The following is a 17,490-nucleotide window of genomic DNA, read 5'->3' as shown; positions in this document are numbered from 1 at the left end:
AGGATTTTTTGGGAAGTCTTCGTGACTTTATTTAGAGGTCAGCCGATTGCGGCTGTCGCCGCCCTACGGGGCGGGTTCAAAGGCCAGAGCCTTCAGGCTTCTGACCAAATAGGCGCTTGTTACGGCGATGCTTTCGGGATCCAGGTAGTACTCCGTATGCTTTTGAAAAAGCACGGTACCGAAAGCGGGAAAGCGCCCCTCAACGTCGTTGAACAGCATGAGCACGGAAATTTTCGGCAAGGCCTGAAATTTTTTGACCAAATCGTAGGACAGGCCGGTATCGTCCGGCTGGCCGCCCAGGCCGTCGCAAGCCCTTTTGAGGTCATCTATTTTTCCGCCGAAATTTGCGGCGAGCGCCCGCTCCGTATCGCTGTTAAAATAGTTCACATTGGTGAAATGCGAAGTTTTCTTAAAATCCTTGAACGCCGCCCATTCTTCCATAAACGGCGCTTCGTCAGGACATAATGTCAGATACCTGGCCAAAATAATGCAGGCCATATAATCCGGCTTCTTCCCCGATTCGTCTGCAAGCCCCTTTCCCGATGCAATGTAGTTGCGGCCATATAACGGAAGCAGATACCCGTCTTCCGCTTTTTCCAGTCCCAGTTTTTCCGCAACGGAAGACAAATCCATTGCGGCCACCCGCTCCTGGTACTCTTCGTAGTATTTTGCAAAAATTTCAGCTTGCTGACTCATATCGCCGCTCCTCTCCCCGAATCGTTCAGGCTCTTGTCTGCTGGGTAAAAGACGGCCTCAAAACTCCACGGACATGCCGACCATGACGGAACGCCGCGCCCCGGGCCATCCTCTATACACGTAATAGCGGCGGTCAAAAAGATTGTCCACCTCAAGATACCAGTTACACTTTTTCCAGCGATAGTCTATCTTGGCGTCCAGATACCAGCGATGGGGCAAGCCCCACAGATTTTCCGAGTCGTCATAGCGGGAGCCGTTGTAGTTGGCCTCCAACTGGCTGACCAGCCCGGCGATTTCATGGCGCAGCCGAATCTTGGCTTTATGCCGCGGCTTTTGGAACAAGTAATTGTCCGTATCTTTGTTTTTCGCCTCCAGATATTGGTATTCCGCATTTAGCTTCAAAGACTTAATCGGCCGAAGCGTGGCATTGACGTTCACCCCCGTCGATTCCGTGCTGGCCAGGTTCCTGTATTCAGCCTTTCCGTAGTTATCGTGGGTTTTAGGCAGACCGGCGTAGCGATAGTATTCAATCTTATCATCGATCTTGATGTAAAAAGGCGTAAGCCCCCAGCTGAAATATTTGTTCCAGTCGTGCTGAAACTGAAGTTTGGCGCTGTATACGGTTTCCAAAGACAAATCCGGATTGGCCAGGCGGGTGCTGTTTTGATAGTAGCGCTGGTCAAAGGTCGGCATGGTGTTGGAGCGTTCCAGAAGCAGGGAAAGACGCACCGGGGACGGCTTCCAGGTTATATTCAGTTGAGGATTGGCTTCCGCGTCGTAATCGCTGTAAAAATTGCCTTTTAAACCAGCCAGTATGGAAAAATTATCGCCGGGCTGAAATTCCTTGGACAGGGAAACGCCGCCCACGGTTTCTTCTTTTTCACCGTAGGTGTTGGAATCAATCTCCCGATACTCCACATTGCCAGCGACGGCTACCCGTTTGATTCCCCAGGGATCGCCGTTCCACCGGGCTTCCTCGCCAAACACCCGGCTGTCCAACTGGCTGTCCAGGCCGGAGTCAGGATTTACCGTCTGATCGGAAAAGCTGTTGACGTAGACGCGATTGCCAAAGCTGCCTTTGCTAAGCAAAAAGGAGCCGCCCCATTCGTCCGTGGAGGATTCCGAATTCGGCGTCATCCGGTATTCCTTGCCGGGGTTTTCCTTTTCTTCATTGGATATCATGCCGGAAATGGTGGCCTGAAACTCCGCCGGGAGAGGAAAGTCCATGTTGGCTTTCAAGGCCAGCTTGTCTTCTTCGTCATTAATGCGGTCTCCGCCGTTCAGGTCGGCCAGGCCGTTGACAAAAAAGCCCACCTCGCCTTTTTGAGCGCCAAGGTTGAATTCCGCTTTTTTTCTTTCGTAACGATCGGGCTGATCGCCTGCATCGTCAAAAGTTGGCTGAGATTCTGCAAAACCATAAGCGACGTCGATCTTGTTGACGTATGCCTTTTCTCCCTTTTTGGAGGTGATGACGATCACGCCGCCGCCCGTATTGCCAACATAGCGCGCGGCCTCAGGCCCCTGCAGCAGGCGCACCTCCTTGACGCTTTGGATGGGTATGCCGCTCAGGTAGACCTTGCCCGAAGCCGGGTTGAAAAGGGGCCTGCCGTCCATGATCACGGCCACGGTCTTGGAGGAACTGCCCTGCACGGTAACGCCTGTTGTGGAGGCGGAGACTCCGGGCAAAAGGCTAAGCAATTCGCATATATCCCGGATATTATATTGAGCTACGTCCTTCTCGGTTAAAACATACGAGTCGGCTTTTACCGATTGTTCTTCAGCTTCTTCCTTGGCTTCCTCCGCTTGAACCGTTTCCGCCCAAGCCCAGCCCTGGGGCATTGCCGCCAGGGCCAGGAGCATCGTCAAACAACATACTGCTTTTGTCATTTCCAGGAATCCTTCAACTTGTCCATCTCTGCTTTCCAAGCGGCCACGTCTTCTGGCGTGAACATGTCTACAGCTCCTCCCTGGAAATCTCCTTCTACATCGCCCATATCCTCTTCGATCCAGCCTTCCAACTCCAGATAATGCTCTTTGAGTTCTTCCAGCACTTCAGGATCGGCTTCCCACAGCCCCCGGCTTTCCGCTTCCAGCAGCCGCCGGGAGATTTCCTCCAAGGCCCACGGATTGTGCTTGCGGAAAAACTCCCTGTTTTCCTCGTCCAGCACAAAGGTGCGGGTAATATCGTCAAAAATCCAATCGTCCACTTCCTGGGTGGTGGACTCCCATCCGTAGACCCTGCCGACCCGTTTGGAGATGTCGCCTGCGCCTTTGTATCCGTGGCGCTTCATGCCGTCGATCCATTTGGGATTCAAGAGCTTGGTCCTGACCACGCGGCGCACTTCGTCGGCCAGGTCTCGCACCTGAACCCGTTCGGGCTCCCGGGTGTCGCCGTAGTAGGTCTTCACCGGCTTTTGGGAGAGGGTGCGGGCTGCAGCTGTCATGCCGCCGTGTGTGCCAAAGTAGCAGCAGCAATTGAACAGGTCGTTTTCGTCGGCGACCACTTTATTAAAAGTGAGGCTGACGGTTTTAAGGCTGCCCGCCAACTGCTTGTGGGAGGGCTCGCCGAACACTCCCTTGCCGTAGGCGTAGCCGTTCCAGAACATAAAAATGTCCGAAAGGTCGGCCTCGGTTTTCCAAGCCGATGCATAGACGGCCAGGTTGACGCCCGCGCGATAGGTGCCGGGCTGGGCTGAAAAAACCCGGTAGGTTGCGCGGCGCAAAGCCAAGGAGTCTGTTTCATCCCCGCCTTCTTCGGCAAGCTGCGCCAAGGTATGCTTACGCACGTAATTCTGTTCCACCGGCTCGTCCAGGGCGGCGACAGCCTGGATCACTTCGTCCACGTACTCAATGCAGTTAGGGAAATTATCCCTGGCAATGCCCGAAACCCGAATGGTCACGTCTACGCGCGGGCGGCCCAACTCCTCCAGCGGGATGATCTCAAAGCCCTGCACCCTGCCGCCGGCCAGCCACTTGGGTCTTGCGCCGATCAAAGCCAGAATCTGGCCCATGCCCTCGCCGTCCGACCACATAATATCGCCGGCCATCCAAAAAATGCCTACGTTTTCAGGATAGGCGCCTTCTTCGTTTAGGTATTTTTCCAGCACGGCTTCGGACAGTTTTTCGCCCACCCTAAAAGCCGCCTTGGTGGGAATCTTGTTGGGATCCAAAGAATAAAAATTGCGGCCTGTGGGCAGAATGTCGTCCCTGCCCCGCATGATAAGGCCCGAGGGGCCGGCGGGAATGTATTTGGCTTCAAAGCCGGAAAGCAGGGCGTCAATTTCTTTGGACTCCCCAACCCGCACGTTGAGGTCCAGGATGCGATCCAGCAGGGAGGCTATGCCCGTCAAAACCTGCCTGTCCACGACCAGGTCGCCCAGCAAGTCCAGGGTCCGATCCAGAAATTCCTCTCCGTTTACGGATTGGAGGGCCTGCTCTACAACCTTGACGCCCAGGGCTTCGATTTCCTCCATTAACATGCCGTGGCTTTTGCCGGTACGGGGATCCACCGCGCCCTCGTCGTTCATGAGGGTTAGCAATTCGTGCCCCATGGAGCGGCAGAGGATTTTCCGGAGACTGTTTGGGTCTCCCGCGTCGTAACGCAAGATGGCCCACAGGAACTCTATGCGGGCTTCTCCTTCGGGAACCTTGCCGAACACGTGCATGCCGTCCGGGATGTAAGTGTTGCGGATTTTGGACAGAGCGTCGTGGGTGCGCCGGACGATTTCGTCCATGGGCATGTCGTCGGTCAGCTTGATTTGCTTGTCCAGATTGGTTTTTCTGACTGTATCCACGATCAAATGCGACAAGGTGTGAGCGCGGTTTTTCTCCGTGGTTTTCGCCTTCTCGTATTCGTCCAGATACCCGTCCAACTCCTCCAGATCGCCGTACAGGCCGCCCTGCCCCATGACCGTCTGCATATGGTTGACCAGGGTTGCGTAGCTGCGGCGTTTGGCGATGGTTCCTTCGGACGGATTGTCCGAGTTATAAATGTACAGGTGCGGGGTTTCGTGAATGCAGATGTCAGGCAAACAGGATTCGGACAAGCCCACGGACTTGCCGGGCAGAAACTCCACGTTGCCGTGGGTGCCCACGTGCACGAAGGCGTCGGCCCCAAACTCGTTTTCCAGCCAACGGTATGTGGCGATGTACTGGTGGGGCGGCGGCACGTCGGGATCGTGGAGGATTTTACAGACCACGCCGTCGCATTTTGTGCCGGCGCAACCACGTTTGGGCTGCACGCACACCACGGCGTTTCCGTAAGAGACGCCGGTGATGAGAATTTTGCCGTCATAAAGCATGGCGGCGGGCACGCCGTTCTTTTCTTCTCCCGGGGGATTGCCCCAGGCTTCCGAAATTCTTTCCTGCATGGCCGTGGGAAAGGTTTCCCACCACTTCAGATAAGTGGGAAGGTCAAGCTGGCAAAGATCTCCGCCTTTTCTGACGATTTCGTCCGTGGTGGTCCACCGGAATTCCGAAACCGCCTTGCGGTCCATGATAGTGGTTATCAACTCTTCGCCGGTTTCCGGCGGATCGACCGAATAGCCCTTGGCCTTCATGGCTTGCAGAATCCTGGCCACCGACTCCAAGGAATCCAGCTTGGCGGCCCCGCCTACCGTGGCTTCCACCGAGGCGCAGGGGTTGTTATGCAGGATAAAGGCAATCTTTCTTTCAGAAACCGGCTTCAGGCCCATGGACACCCAGCGGGCGACGCGCCTGCTCAAACGGCGCACCCTCTCGGGGATGGGGGTCCGTTTTTCCAGGATGGCGCCTGTGGAGTCGTCCTGCTCGCGTTCTGCGCAGCCGACCATCATAGGCTCGATCACGCCTTCAAACTCGGGCAAGGCCACGGTAAAAGCCACGTTGGAAAGGCCCTGGGGGCTGGCCTCCCATTCCTCGGGGGTCATTTCCAGGCTGACAATGGGCTGAAAAACCGGCACGCCCAGGCGTTTGAAAAAGGCCACGCCGTCGCGATTGGCCCTTTCATCGGAGAACTGATCCGCACCTTTGATGCCCAGAAGGAACATCTGGAGTTTAATAAATGCGTGAATCTGGGGGCTGTTTTCCGATTCAAAGAAGACCTCCTCCAGCATGGCAATGCTGCCCTTGGCGCCGTTATCCTTGTCCGGGGAACTGTAGGAAAACACAGGCCTACAGGCCAGACCCTGGTTTTCAAGCTCCCGGATTAACAAGTCCTCCAATTCCATATTGCCTGTAATCCAGGTGTGGCGAGGGATTAGAATGCCGACTTGCGGGGCGTTTTCCAGGCCTTTGGTTTTAAGGTATTCATTGTACCAGGCCTGATACGCTTCCAAATTCTCAAAATGAGTAACCTGAGACTCGGGGTGATACAAGCCCTCCCATGGCATGAAAACCGGCTTGGGCGCGGATTCCGCATCTCCGTCCGCCAGGCCTTTTGCAAAGCGGAGCAAGTTGAAAAAATTATTGTCGCCGCCGAAGCTGATATAGTTGTAAGCCTGCTGCACAGTTTCAGGGCTGAAAGTGGAAAGGCTCCATAAGGAGGGATCGTAACCGGTGCAAAGGATAGGGACCTTTTTCCCGATTTCTTCGAGCCGCTCTTCCAAAGCGTCCCAGAAGCCCGTAGCGGAGCGGTAAAGCAAAATGATGTCCGCCTGCTCCAGGGCTTTGAAAACCTCGTCAAAGCGTTCGGCCTCGTTTTCCAGGGTTTTGGAGGAGTACATGACAAGGTCAATGTCTTCCTGCTGCTTTGCCGCCCGGGCCAGCATGGGTACGTGAGTGTTCCACATGATCGATGCTATGCGTGTCATTTTGCTTCTCCTGTAATCCTATGCAACCCTCAACGGTATGACCACCTGGCTGCCGTTAACGCAGGCGCTTTCCACCACTACGCCGTAAACTGATTGAATATTTTCCGAGCTTAAAACGTCTGCTGGAGGGCCGCAGTCGTGGACCTTGCCCTCCTGGAGCATGACGATGCGGTCCGAAAACCTGGCCGCCGTGTTTAAATTGTGGATGGTGACCAGGGCGCCTCGGCCCGTGGTTTCCGTATACTCCCGCACCATGTTCATGACTTCCATCTGGTGCCGCAAATCCAGGTTGCTGGTGGGCTCGTCCAAAAGCAGGTATTCCGCCTCCTGGGCGAAAGCCCGGGCCAGCATGACCTTTTGCTTTTGACCGCCGGAAAGCGTGTCGAAGTCCCGCATGGCAAGGTCGTCCAGATCCATACGCGCCAGGGCGGCCCAGACCTTTTCCACATCCTTGCTGGATGGCCGCCAGGCAAGGTGGGGCCGCCGTCCTAACAAAACCGTGTCGAACACGGTCATGGGAAAGCGGCTGGGCAGGGCCTGGGGAACATAGGCCAGGCTTAAGGCGCGCTCCTTGCGGGAGAGGTCGTCCACCTTCCTGCCGTTTACCATCACCTCTCCCTGGCCGGGATTCAGCAAACGGAGGATACATTTCAGCAAGGTGCTTTTTCCCGCGCCGTTGGGACCGATCACCGAGACGACTTCGTTGCCGCCCACGGACAAATCCACCCCGTTCAGGATGTCGGCCTTGCCGTAGCCAAAGCCCAGATTGTTTACTATTAGCGTCACCAGAACCTCCTGCTCTTTTTGACAAGAAGGTAAAAGAAGAATGGGACTCCCAATAAGGAAGTCATAATGCCTATGGGAATGACTTGGGGCGGCCAGATTATCCTGGAAATAACGTCGGCCAAAGTCACCAACGAAGCCCCCACCAAGGCCGATGCAGGCAGCAGGTAGCGGTGGTCGCTGCCCACCAGCATGCGGGAAATATGGGGCGCCACCAGCCCCACAAATCCGATCACGCCCACAAAGCAAATGGCGCCCGCGGTCATGAGCGAGGAAAGAAGAATGCCCTCCATCCTGAGGCGTTCCACGCTGACGCCCAAAGTGCTGGCGGTTTCATCGCCGGACATGAGGGCGTTGTAATCCCACGCCCGGGCGTAGACGAACGGCATGGGGCCCAGCACCATAAATGCCGATACCCAAATATGAGACCACCCGGCCTTGGACAGGCTGCCGAAAAACCAGAAGACCACGTCCTGCACTTCCTCCATGGTGCCCGTATACTGGACAAAGGAGGTAAGCGACGAAAATAAAAACATGACCGCCACGCCGCCCAGAATCAGGGTTTCCGTACCTGCGTTTTTCAGCCGGCTGACGCCCAGAATCAAAAGCGTGGAGATTAGCGAGAAAACAAAAGCCGACAAAGCCACGGCATTATGATGGGCCGCCCTGAAAAAGACGATGCCCACCACGGCGCCGAATCCAGCGCCGGAGGAAACGCCTAACGTAAACGGCGAGGCCAAAGGGTTTTTCAGAATGGCCTGGCAAATGCACCCCCCCACCGCCAGGCCTGCGCCCACCAAAAAAGCCATCACAACCCTGGGAAGCCGCAAACCCAATAGAATGACGCTTTTTGGACCTTGCTCACCGGCAATGGCGCGAAACAGATCGCCCAGGGAGGTCTCGGAGGTTCCTATAAGAACCCCCGCGGCTCCCGCTCCCACCAGCAAGCTCGCCAATAATCCCAACCCAAGCAGGGTGCGGAGCTGCATCCGTTTATAGGCTTGCTCCCCCCGGATTTGAAAGGCGTCCTCGGCGGGATACCCGGTTTGCGCGGCGCTATTCCGGAAAAACATAATACCCCTTTAGCGGAAGCCCCTGGAACCGCTCCATGTACTCTTTATGCATGGCGGCGGGGTCGAGTCCGCCGCATGAACTCGGGTGAAACCACTTTGCCATGTAGGCCAGGCCGACCACATACCTTGGCCCCGGCCCGATGTCTCCGGCCAGGATATGAAATTGGCCGTTTTTTACCGCCGGAAGTTGGTTGAATCCCGGACGGTTAAAAATATGCGTGTACAAATCCCTGATTTCCTGATCCGAATCCGTGGAATACGCTCGCTTGATGCTGCCTGCCTTAATCACGGCGTCAGGCGCCATGGACATTACCCACTCGGTAGTGACTTCCGGATTTTGCAGGTCTGTGGTTTCGGCGATGTTATAGCCCCCGGCCAGCTTGCACAGCTCGTGCATGGCGGTCCCTGTGCCCGAAGCCTTAAAGTCGGAATAGGCTTCCATGTACGCGACGATTGGCTTGCCGGAATGGTCGAAGCAATCCAAAACAGCTTTTTCGTGCGATTCCAGCCAGGCAAGAAACTCCTGAGCCTTTTCATCCCGGCCGAATATCATGCCCAGAGTGCGGATTTCGCCCTTAATGGTGGATGGCCTGAAGCAGTCAATGCGTAAAATCTGGATGCCCAGGCCGCCGACCTTTTCCTCCAGGGAGGACCCCGGGTTATGACCGTAACAAAGAACCAGGTCCGGCATAAGCCGCACAATGGCTTCGGGGTCAGGGTCGTTCCACTTGCCCACATTGGCGACATTCTGCAATTCCGGCCAGAGTTCGGGCTCTTTCCAAATCAGGCTGCTTGCTCCGACAATCAGTTCTCCGACACCCAGGGTCCTGAGCACTTCGATGCCGTCCGTCGTGAGAACCACGACGGACTTGATCGGCGTGCGCAGGACGATTTTTTTCCCCCGAGCGTCCATGACTTCCATCTTATTTTCCCCAGCAAAAACCAAAGCCGGAAAAAGAATGCAAGCCATTGTAAATACAATAAAATTTCGAGACTGCAACAAACGACCTCCCTGGTCCAAAAACACAAAAAGCCACGAGACTCAAAAGGGGAATCCTTTTGAAGAGCCTTCGTGGCTTTTCTAAACATCCGTCCGGCTTGATGGGTTCGGACGGCTCATTTTTTTATGAAAAATAGTGTATTTTCAGCCAGTTTCTTACCGACGGAAACTTCGGGTTCTTTTCCGAAGCGTGATTGGCAGCCTATAGCCGTGCGTGGGGGGCATGTCAAGTTTTTTCATGCCATGGGACGAATAGCCCCATCCCAACCTGGCAATTAATATACAAGGTATCAATAGCTTATATCCTAAAAGAGAATTATTTACCCGCATGGGAATAAATCTGCTTGACTAGATTCTGGCATGCGTTTATGCTTTTGACCGCATCAAGCCGGATATCGAAGTCCGAAAAGCAATTCGGGAATTGCGCATTGCATCGGGTAAGGCGCATCCCGGGGTAGTTAGAAAAGTCAGTAATAAAATTAATCAGGCCATGAAGGTCAGTCATCCCATTTTTGGGAGCGACCTTGATGGCCTTTTTTTATTGTCAAAATAGACCCAACAACCTTGCCAGGCCTGGAGGCCTGAAATTTTTGGCTGCCAAAGGAGTACGGCTTGAACCCGAAATACTTTTTATGCTTTCTGCTGATGCTGGCGGCTTCGCCGGCGTTAGCGGGAAATGTGCTGGACACGGTGGAAAAGCCTCTTGGCGATTCAATTCATATCCGCCAGGACGCTCAAAAAAAAATGGACAAATGGGGCGTTGAACGCCAGGAACTGGAAGCCCGATACAGGGAGTTGCAGTCTTTGGTGGAGCAACAGACCAAGACTCTGAACGCCTCCAAAGAAAGGGAGCAATCCCTGGAACAGGCAGCGGCTCAAAAGCAGACCCGGTTGGAAAACGCCCGGCGCATGGGCGAGGAGCTGACCCCTTTTCTGCATGACTCTTTGTCCCGCCTTGAACTTCTGATCTATGAAGGCGACGCATTTTTAATTCCCGAAAGACAGGCTCGCCTGGACAGGCTCAGGACAACTATTTCCGCGCCCGACATCTCTCCCGGAGAAATGTACCGCAAGGTCATGGAAGCCTTTTTGGTGGAGGCGGAATACGGAAACACGGTGGAAGTGTATCGCGAAACCTTGAACGTGGAAGGCGCGGACATCCGGGCCAATGTACTGCGATTCGGCAGGCTGGCCATGTTCTGCCAAACCCTGGATGAAAAGCAGTGCGGCGTCCTCGATTCCGCGACCGGTCAATGGCGGCGCCTTCCGGCCAAATTTGTCCCGGAGCTTTCCAGGGCGTTTTCCATGGCGCAGAAGCAGCTTCCCATGGACATTGTTTCTTTGCCGCTGGGAAAGGTGAATCCATGATGAAACAAATATCCAAAATAGAAGTTTTCACCTCCATCGTCATGGGGCTCCTTTTTCTCGTCGGCGCATCCTGGGCCGGGGATGTACGCACGGCCCGCGTGGAGGCCCAAATAGCCAGAGAGCGGCTTGCCAAGGAAGCCCAGGCTGAAAAGGCGGAAGCTCTGGACGAGGCGAAAAAAATCCAGGCGGAAATCTTTGCGGACAAAGCCAGGCTGAAGCAGGCCGTCGCTGAAATGGAAGTCACAAGCCAAGGGCTTGCCAAAGAAACCGAGGCGGTTGAAAAGCATATCGCTGAACTGGACGTCCAAAACAAGGAATTGGCCAAAGAGGTTGCGATTGCGGAAGCCGACGTCAAGGAATTGCTGGGCTTCATCCGCAGCAACGCCAAAGACCTGGACGCCCTGCTGCTGCAAAGCCCCCAGAGCGCTTTGGGGCTGGACCCGCGCATCGAAGGCATCAGGGAATTATCGCAGGGTCAGGGATACCCGTCCATGGACGACCTGTCGCTCATGGTGGAACTGCTGGTTTCGGAAATCGTCCACAGCGGACAGGTGCGCCGGGAGCAAATTCCCATTGTCACCAGGGAAGGAAAAACCCGGGAAGCCCAGGTTATGACCATGGGCAATTTCTCCGCCATGGCGAGCCTGGACGGAGACGCGGATTTTCTCCTGTATTCCGAGCCTTCCCAATCTTTTTTTCAGTTGTCAAAACCTTCGCCCGCCCGCATGCGCGCCCAACTGGCGGACTACATGGCCGGAAAAACCGAGGCCGTTCCGGTGGACGTATCCCGGGGAGCTGCCCTTCGGCAGTTCGCCCACAGGCTTGATTATAAAGAGCAAATCAAGAGCGGCGGCTTAATTGTGTGGCCGATTTTGTTCATCGCCGTTTTGGCCTGCCTGCTGGTGATTGAGCGTCTCATCTTCCTGCTGAGGGTCCGCACCAATGTGGACGTGCTTATGGAAAAGGTAGTGACCCTTGCGCGTCAGAACAAATGGGACGCCTGCATGCAGGCGTGCACCCAAAAGGGAAACCGGCCGGTTCCTTTGGTTCTGGCTGCAGGGCTGTCCTGCCGGGGGCGCTGCCGGGCGGACATGGAGAACATCCTGGGCGAAGCCATTTTGCGGCAAATCCCCCGGCTGGAGCGTTTTCTGCCCACCCTGGGCATGCTGGCCGCCATCGCCCCTCTGCTGGGGCTTTTGGGCACGGTCACAGGCATGATCAACACCTTTCACGTCATCACAGTGGCGGGGACGGGAGATCCCAGGCTCATGTCCGGGGGCATTTCCGAGGCGTTGGTCACCACCATGCTTGGCCTGGCCGTGGCCATTCCGGTCACGGTAGCCCACGTCCTGCTTTCCCGGATGGTGGAGCGCAACGTAGGCCAGATGGAGGAAAAATCCATGGCTCTGGTGAACGAACTGTGTTCCGAGCCCGCCTGCGACGTTCCTGTGGAGAAGGCGGCATGAGTGCAGCAGTCTATTGGGCGCTTTGGGACGTAGCCGAGCATTTCAGGGCCGGCGGCCCGGTGATGATTCCCCTGGCTCTGACGTCCCTGGCTTTGGGTTTTTTAATCGCCCACAAAGCGTTGGTGGTCTTTCGCCTTTCCCGGGGAGACGCAGGCCGCGCCCAGGCAGAGGAATGGGTTCTGAGGGGCCGGGTGGAAGGCCCGGGCAACCCCCATGGCGCCGCCCGCATGATGGTCCAGGCATTTCTCGCCAGCAGGACGGGGCAACCGGAAAAGGATCGGGGCATTTTGCTGGAGGTGGAAAAAGCGCTTTCCACCCGTCTGGACGACAACCTGGCGTCCATCGGCGCCCTGGCGGGCATTGCCCCCCTGCTGGGCCTTTTGGGAACGGTTTTAGGCATGATGGCCGCGTTTGACGTGCTGTCAGCCTTTGGAACAGGCAACGCCCAGGCCATGGCCCAGAGTATTTCCGAGGCATTGGTCACTACCGAGACGGGCCTGCTGATCGCCATCCCGGCCGTTTACATGAAAGCGTTTTTGGAAAAACGCGTGGAAAATATAAAAAACAGGCTTTCGCGGATCGTTATTCATCTTTCGGTCCACGCAGCATCCATACAGGAGCATCCGGCATGATCGGAATATCCAACGCCCGCAGGGCGGCCAGAAAAGACCTGGAAATCAACATGTCGCCGCTGATCGACATGGTTTTTATTCTACTGATTTTTTTTCTGGTGACCACCAGTTTCGTCCGCGAGACAGGCATTGACGTTCATCGTCCCACTGCCAGCACGGCGGTTTCCAAGGAAAAAGCCACCATCCTGGTGGGGGTGACCAAAGATAATCGCATATTCATGGAAAAGCGGGAAATTGACGTGAGAGCCGTGAGGCTGCACGTGGAAAGAGCGCTGGCGGAAAACCCGGAAGGCTCGGTGGTTGTGGTTGCAGACCGGGACAGCAGCACGGGCACGGTGATTTCCGTCATGGACGACGCCCGCCTGGCCGGGGCCAAAAACGTCTCCCTGGCGGCGAGCCTGGATGGAGAGGGGGCTTAAGTTGGGCGATAGCGCAGCCATAAACTCCATGAATCCGCATTTCAGTCTGGGGGGAGGGCCTTTGCTTTGGGCGGCCGCAGCCGTTGTGGGTCTTGCTTTTAATCTCCTTTTGTTTGGGATGATGCCTTTGCTTATGTCAAAGGCGACGCCGGATCGCACCAAAGGTCCGGATATTGCCGCAGTATCGGTTATCCGTCAAAAGAAAATCGAACAGCCGGCGCGTAAACGGGAAACGCCAAAGAAGCAGCAGGAACCGCAAAAAACCAAAACAAAGGCCCTCAAAACAATCGCACCGCCTAAGCCGGCGGTCAACAAGCCGCGCCTGGCCTTTGACGTCAACCCCAGATTGCCGGCGGCCCCAGGCGGGCTGACGCTTCCTCCCTTGGAAAATTTTTCCATGACCGCACCGCCTGAGCCGCCGGACTTGCGAATGGACTTCCTGGAGAGCGAGTTGGATTCTCCATTGACTCCTGTATATACGCCCCGGCCTATGTTCCCATTCAGGGCCAGAAAAATGGGCATAGAGGGTTCGGTGGAAGTGCAATTCGACATCAATGAAAAGGGCGAGGTTACCAAGGTAACTATATTGAGAGCAGACCCTGAGGGAATCTTTGACCAGGAAGTGCTCCGCACCCTGCCCACCTGGAAGTTCAGCCATCCCACCGTGGACGGCAGGCCGGTCAGAGCAAAACGTATAAGGACCATTGAGTTTGTTTTTGAATAAGCAAAAGGCCTTCCAGCACAGAAGGCGTAGAGGATGGCATCATGCCCAGGTATAAATTCAAAAATTTGATGTTGGCGGTAATGGCATTCGCACTGCTCGTTCCGGGAGTTTGCTTTGCAAAGGCGGACTCTCAGGAATCGCTGCCTTTATCGGTCCGGCAGGTTTTGTACAAAGCCTACACGGCTATGAACGAAAACAAACCTGGGGAAGCCGCGGCCCTGCTTTGCAAGTTCAAGCAAGACCCCAAAAACGCCAAGGACATGGAAGAAGCCCGGACCATGGTGGAATTCGCCGAGGGCAACGCCCGGTATATGGCCAAGGACTACAAGGGCGCCATGGCTTGCTTTGAGCAAGCCGTCAAGTCGGATCCCAATTATTCCGCAGCATGGAGCAACATGGCCGTGCTGTGCCATGAAATGGGCGACACCTTAAGGGCGGCCCAGTGCTTTTTGCAGGCGTACAATACGGCGGAGGAAAAAAAGCCCGACCTGCTGTATTCGGCGGCAGCGGCCTTTCTTATGACGGAGCAATATGCTGACTCCATTGCGGCCTTTGAACGCCTTTTTACGGAGTTTCCCCAGCAGGTGACCAACCAATGGAGAGAATATGCAGTTCATGCCTATTTGGGAAGCAAGCAGCCCAGAAAGGCTTTGCGACTGGTGGAGTACCTGGCCGTCAATACGGAAGGCAATGAATGGCGCAGGTGGAACGAGTTCCTGCTGCATCAGTATCTTGATTTGGAGATGAGCAAAAAAGCCCTGAGTCTGGTGAAACGGCTTGTGGAAAAAGAGCCTGGAGATCCTTTGTGGTGGAAGGCCCTGGCCAATCTGCATCTGTCTGAAAACCGCCTGGAGGAAGGCCTGATGGCCTTATGGGCTTACGGAAAAATCACCCCATGGAATGAAGAAGAACAAAAGCTGGCCGCCGACCTTTTTCTGGTCCTGGACGTTCCTGCGGAAGCCGTGGCCATATTGGAGCTTCTGCCCGAAAAGGAGCTGACCGCCTCCATGGTAAGGCAGGGAGTGTATTGCTACCGGCGCATGCAGCAGACAGACAAAGCAATAGCTTTGCTGGACAAGCACGCCAGGCGTTTAAAGGACAAGGAGCTGACCATACTGCGGGCTGACATTTTTTATGAATCGGGAAAATTCTGCGATGCATGCGAGGCCTACGAAAGGGCCGCCAAGGAAGGATGCTCCCCGGGCAGAGCCTGGCTCATGGCTGGATATTCCGCCTTGGCCCATGGCGACAAAAACAAAGCCAACCTGGCTTTTCAAAAGGCGACAACCTTCCAGAGCCACTGCAAGGAAGCAAAGAATATGCTCAAGAGGTTGTCCTAAAACCGCCCTATGAAAGCAATTTCAATAGCTCAAGCGCCCCCTGTAGCGATTAAAAATAAGCAGGTTGGTCTTCCCGGCCGTCGTAAAAAATGGACGGCGCTTCTATTTGGAGGAGGGTTGATAATTTTCGCTTCCATTTGTGCGGCGGCTTTAGGCAGCGTGACGATTTCCCCCTGGGAGGTTTTTTCCTCCGTTTGGGAAGGACTTGTCAGGCCGGGCGGCGTTCTTTCGGAAAGCCTGGAGTATAAAATCGTCTGGGATATTCGCTTGCCGCGGGCTGTTATGGCGGTGGTCGCCGGCATGGGCCTGGCCGTCTCCGGCGTGGCGATCCAGAGCGTACTGCGAAACCCTCTGGCCAGCCCCTTCACCGTGGGCGTTTCGTCTGCGGCGGGGTTCGGCGCGGCCATGGCGGTGGTATTGGAATTCGGCATTACCAGCAATCCGAAAACCATGGTGGCTTCCAACGCTTTTTTCTTTTCGTTGGTTGCCGTGCTTTTCATGTACGCCCTGGCCAGCTCCAAAAAAGGCGGGCCGACCATGATGGTGCTGGCGGGCATTGCAGTGATGTACCTGTTTTCCGCCATGACCACCCTGCTGCAATACCTGGGCACGGAAAGCGAACTGGCCCAAGTGGTTTATTGGCTGTTTGGGAGCCTGACTTCGGCTGACTGGGGACGCATCGCCTTTGTGGGGGGGGCCTTGGTTATTTCCCTCCCCATCATGATGTGGTTCGCCTGGGACCTGAACGTCATGGCCGCCGGAGACGACGTGGCCGAGAGCCTGGGCATCCAAACGTCCCGGATCAGATTGATTTGCGTGACGGCCTCGGCGTTTTTAACGGCCGCCATTATTTGCATGACCGGAGTCATTGGCTTTGTATGCCTTGTGGCGCCTCACATGGCCCGGCTGATTTTAGGGTCGGACCATCGGTTTTTATTTCCCGGCGCCGCCATAATAGGGGCCTTGGTGCTGTTAAGCGCCGACACTTTGGGCAGGACCGTGGTTTCCCCCCTGGAGATTCCGGTGGGCATCGTCACTTCGTTTGTTGGGGCGCCTCTGTTTTTGTACCTTTTGTTATCCTCCAAGCAGGATAAAGGATAGATCAAAATGAACAGGCTAAGGCCGGCGTTGACGGCCGTAATACTTGTGTTTCTTATGATGGCTCCGGCCCTGCCTTCCCCGGATCGCCCTCTCACCATACAGGACTCGCTGGGCCGGACCATCACCCTTAAAAAACCCGTCGAACGCATGGTGGTGCTTGGCAACTACCGTTGCGAGGCGGTCAAGGTTTTGGGCTGCATCCATAAGGTGGTCGGGGTGGACGGCAACTCGGCCAAAGGCAGCCGGAATTACTTCCCCGAATTGAAAAAGCAGCCATTGGTGGGAACCTGGCAGACGCCCAATGTAGAAATCATCGTCAGCCTTCGGCCCGACCTTGTCATCACCAGCGCCAATGCCATCCGGGTGGAGCGTTTGGAGGAAAAGCTCAAAACCTTTGGCATACCGGTGGTTGGATTCGATTTTTACCGGGACGACATTCTTGTCAGGGAGATCACAACCCTTGCAACCCTGCTGGGCGCGGAGGAAGCGGCGAATACTTACGTGCAATGGCGAAAGGGCTATGAGTCGATCCTCAAAGAATACGTCTCCACGCTTTCCGAGGAGCAAAAGCCGCGCATTTTTTTGGAATGGGGTCCAAGGCCCGGACAGTCTTATGCCAGGGGATCTTCCGGGGACGCAAAATGCCCGATTTGCGGGGTGCGGAACATCCTGGCCGAAAACGACGTGGAAACGCCCACCGTCAGCCTGGAATGGGTCGCCCGTGAAAACCCGGACCTTATCTGCAAGCATGTTTCCCCGTACCCGGATTGGGGATACTGGGATGACAAGGAGCCTGAAAAACTTATTCAATCCTTGAGTGAAAGACCCGCCTGGAGCGCCATATCCGCCATCCGGAACAAACGGGTCGGGCTTATCTGCCCGGAAGTGGTGTGGGGGCCGGACAGCATAATCGGGCTGTTGGCATTCGCCAAGTGGGCTCACCCGGACCTGGATATATGCCCGGAGCAAGTCTACCGGGAGTATTGCAAAAAATTTATGAACCTGGACGTTCCCAAAGGGTTGATGGTCGTCTATCCGCCTTTTGAATGCGGGGAACATCCTGATTCCTAATCAAATTTTTTGTGCAACGGCCTGCAGA

At 55.5% G+C, this 17,490-nt stretch carries 14 protein-coding genes; 8 read left to right on the top strand and 6 right to left on the bottom strand.

Annotated elements, in window-relative coordinates; translation table 11 throughout:
- Nucleotides 1-63: 63 nt before the first annotated feature.
- From G491_RS0123390 to G491_RS0123365, 6 genes are read right to left on the bottom strand one after another with little or no spacing between them, the layout of a single operon-like run.
- Nucleotides 64-696: a DUF3786 domain-containing protein gene (locus G491_RS0123390; protein WP_028316273.1), complete on the bottom strand. Its 633-nt coding sequence runs from the start codon at nt 694-696 to the stop codon at nt 64-66.
- A 57-nt stretch (nt 697-753) separates the two neighbouring features.
- Nucleotides 754-2,583, bottom strand: coding sequence for a TonB-dependent receptor plug domain-containing protein (locus tag G491_RS0123385; protein WP_084511661.1), 1,830 nt, complete (start codon nt 2,581-2,583; stop codon nt 754-756).
- The gene (gene cobN, locus G491_RS0123380) at nt 2,580-6,485 is read right to left on the bottom strand and encodes a cobaltochelatase subunit CobN (RefSeq protein ID WP_028316271.1); all 3,906 of its coding nucleotides are present in this window, start codon (nt 6,483-6,485) and stop codon (nt 2,580-2,582) included. The genes G491_RS0123385 and cobN overlap by 4 nt, the downstream gene beginning before the upstream one ends.
- 18 nt (nt 6,486-6,503) lie before the next feature.
- The gene (locus G491_RS0123375) at nt 6,504-7,271 is read right to left on the bottom strand and encodes an ABC transporter ATP-binding protein (RefSeq protein WP_051327481.1); all 768 of its coding nucleotides are present in this window, start codon (nt 7,269-7,271) and stop codon (nt 6,504-6,506) included.
- Nucleotides 7,268-8,341: a FecCD family ABC transporter permease gene (locus tag G491_RS0123370; protein ID WP_028316269.1), complete on the bottom strand. Its 1,074-nt coding sequence runs from the start codon at nt 8,339-8,341 to the stop codon at nt 7,268-7,270. The genes G491_RS0123375 and G491_RS0123370 overlap by 4 nt, the downstream gene beginning before the upstream one ends.
- A complete protein-coding gene (locus tag G491_RS0123365) occupies nt 8,325-9,263 on the bottom strand; it encodes an ABC transporter substrate-binding protein (protein WP_169829510.1) in 939 nt (312 codons plus the stop codon). Before G491_RS0123365 ends, G491_RS0123370 begins: the two co-directional genes overlap by 17 nt.
- A 690-nt stretch (nt 9,264-9,953) precedes the next feature.
- Between G491_RS0123365 and G491_RS34525 the strand changes: the two genes are divergently transcribed.
- From G491_RS34525 to G491_RS0123325, 8 genes are all read left to right on the top strand, one after another.
- Nucleotides 9,954-10,709, top strand: a complete 756-nt coding sequence (locus G491_RS34525) for a DUF3450 domain-containing protein (RefSeq protein ID WP_051327480.1) — start codon at nt 9,954-9,956, stop codon at nt 10,707-10,709.
- Complete coding sequence (locus G491_RS32190; RefSeq protein WP_051327479.1) at nt 10,706-12,175, top strand: MotA/TolQ/ExbB proton channel family protein; 1,470 nt, start codon at nt 10,706-10,708, stop codon at nt 12,173-12,175. Before G491_RS34525 ends, G491_RS32190 begins: the two co-directional genes overlap by 4 nt.
- Nucleotides 12,172-12,807: a MotA/TolQ/ExbB proton channel family protein gene (locus tag G491_RS32185; RefSeq protein ID WP_051327478.1), complete on the top strand. Its 636-nt coding sequence runs from the start codon at nt 12,172-12,174 to the stop codon at nt 12,805-12,807. Before G491_RS32190 ends, G491_RS32185 begins: the two co-directional genes overlap by 4 nt.
- Nucleotides 12,804-13,226: an ExbD/TolR family protein gene (locus tag G491_RS0123345; RefSeq protein WP_015948272.1), complete on the top strand. Its 423-nt coding sequence runs from the start codon at nt 12,804-12,806 to the stop codon at nt 13,224-13,226. Before G491_RS32185 ends, G491_RS0123345 begins: the two co-directional genes overlap by 4 nt.
- 1 nt (nt 13,227) lies before the next feature.
- Nucleotides 13,228-13,950, top strand: coding sequence for an energy transducer TonB (locus G491_RS0123340; protein WP_035219938.1), 723 nt, complete (start codon nt 13,228-13,230; stop codon nt 13,948-13,950).
- A 41-nt stretch (nt 13,951-13,991) separates the two neighbouring features.
- The gene (locus G491_RS0123335) at nt 13,992-15,290 is read left to right on the top strand and encodes a tetratricopeptide repeat protein (protein WP_028316266.1); all 1,299 of its coding nucleotides are present in this window, start codon (nt 13,992-13,994) and stop codon (nt 15,288-15,290) included.
- A 117-nt stretch (nt 15,291-15,407) separates the two neighbouring features.
- A complete protein-coding gene (locus tag G491_RS0123330; RefSeq protein ID WP_248635493.1) occupies nt 15,408-16,391 on the top strand; it encodes a FecCD family ABC transporter permease in 984 nt (327 codons plus the stop codon).
- A 6-nt stretch (nt 16,392-16,397) separates the two neighbouring features.
- Entirely contained in the window at nt 16,398-17,462 is a 1,065-nt protein-coding gene (locus G491_RS0123325) for an ABC transporter substrate-binding protein (protein WP_028316264.1), read from the top strand.
- Nucleotides 17,463-17,490: the final 28 nt, after the last annotated feature.

This window comes from Desulfatibacillum aliphaticivorans DSM 15576, from assembly GCF_000429905.1.
Taxonomy (GTDB): domain Bacteria; phylum Desulfobacterota; class Desulfobacteria; order Desulfobacterales; family Desulfatibacillaceae; genus Desulfatibacillum; species Desulfatibacillum aliphaticivorans.
Note: the sequence above shows the minus strand (reverse complement) of the source record. Positions and strands in the feature narration are given on the sequence as shown.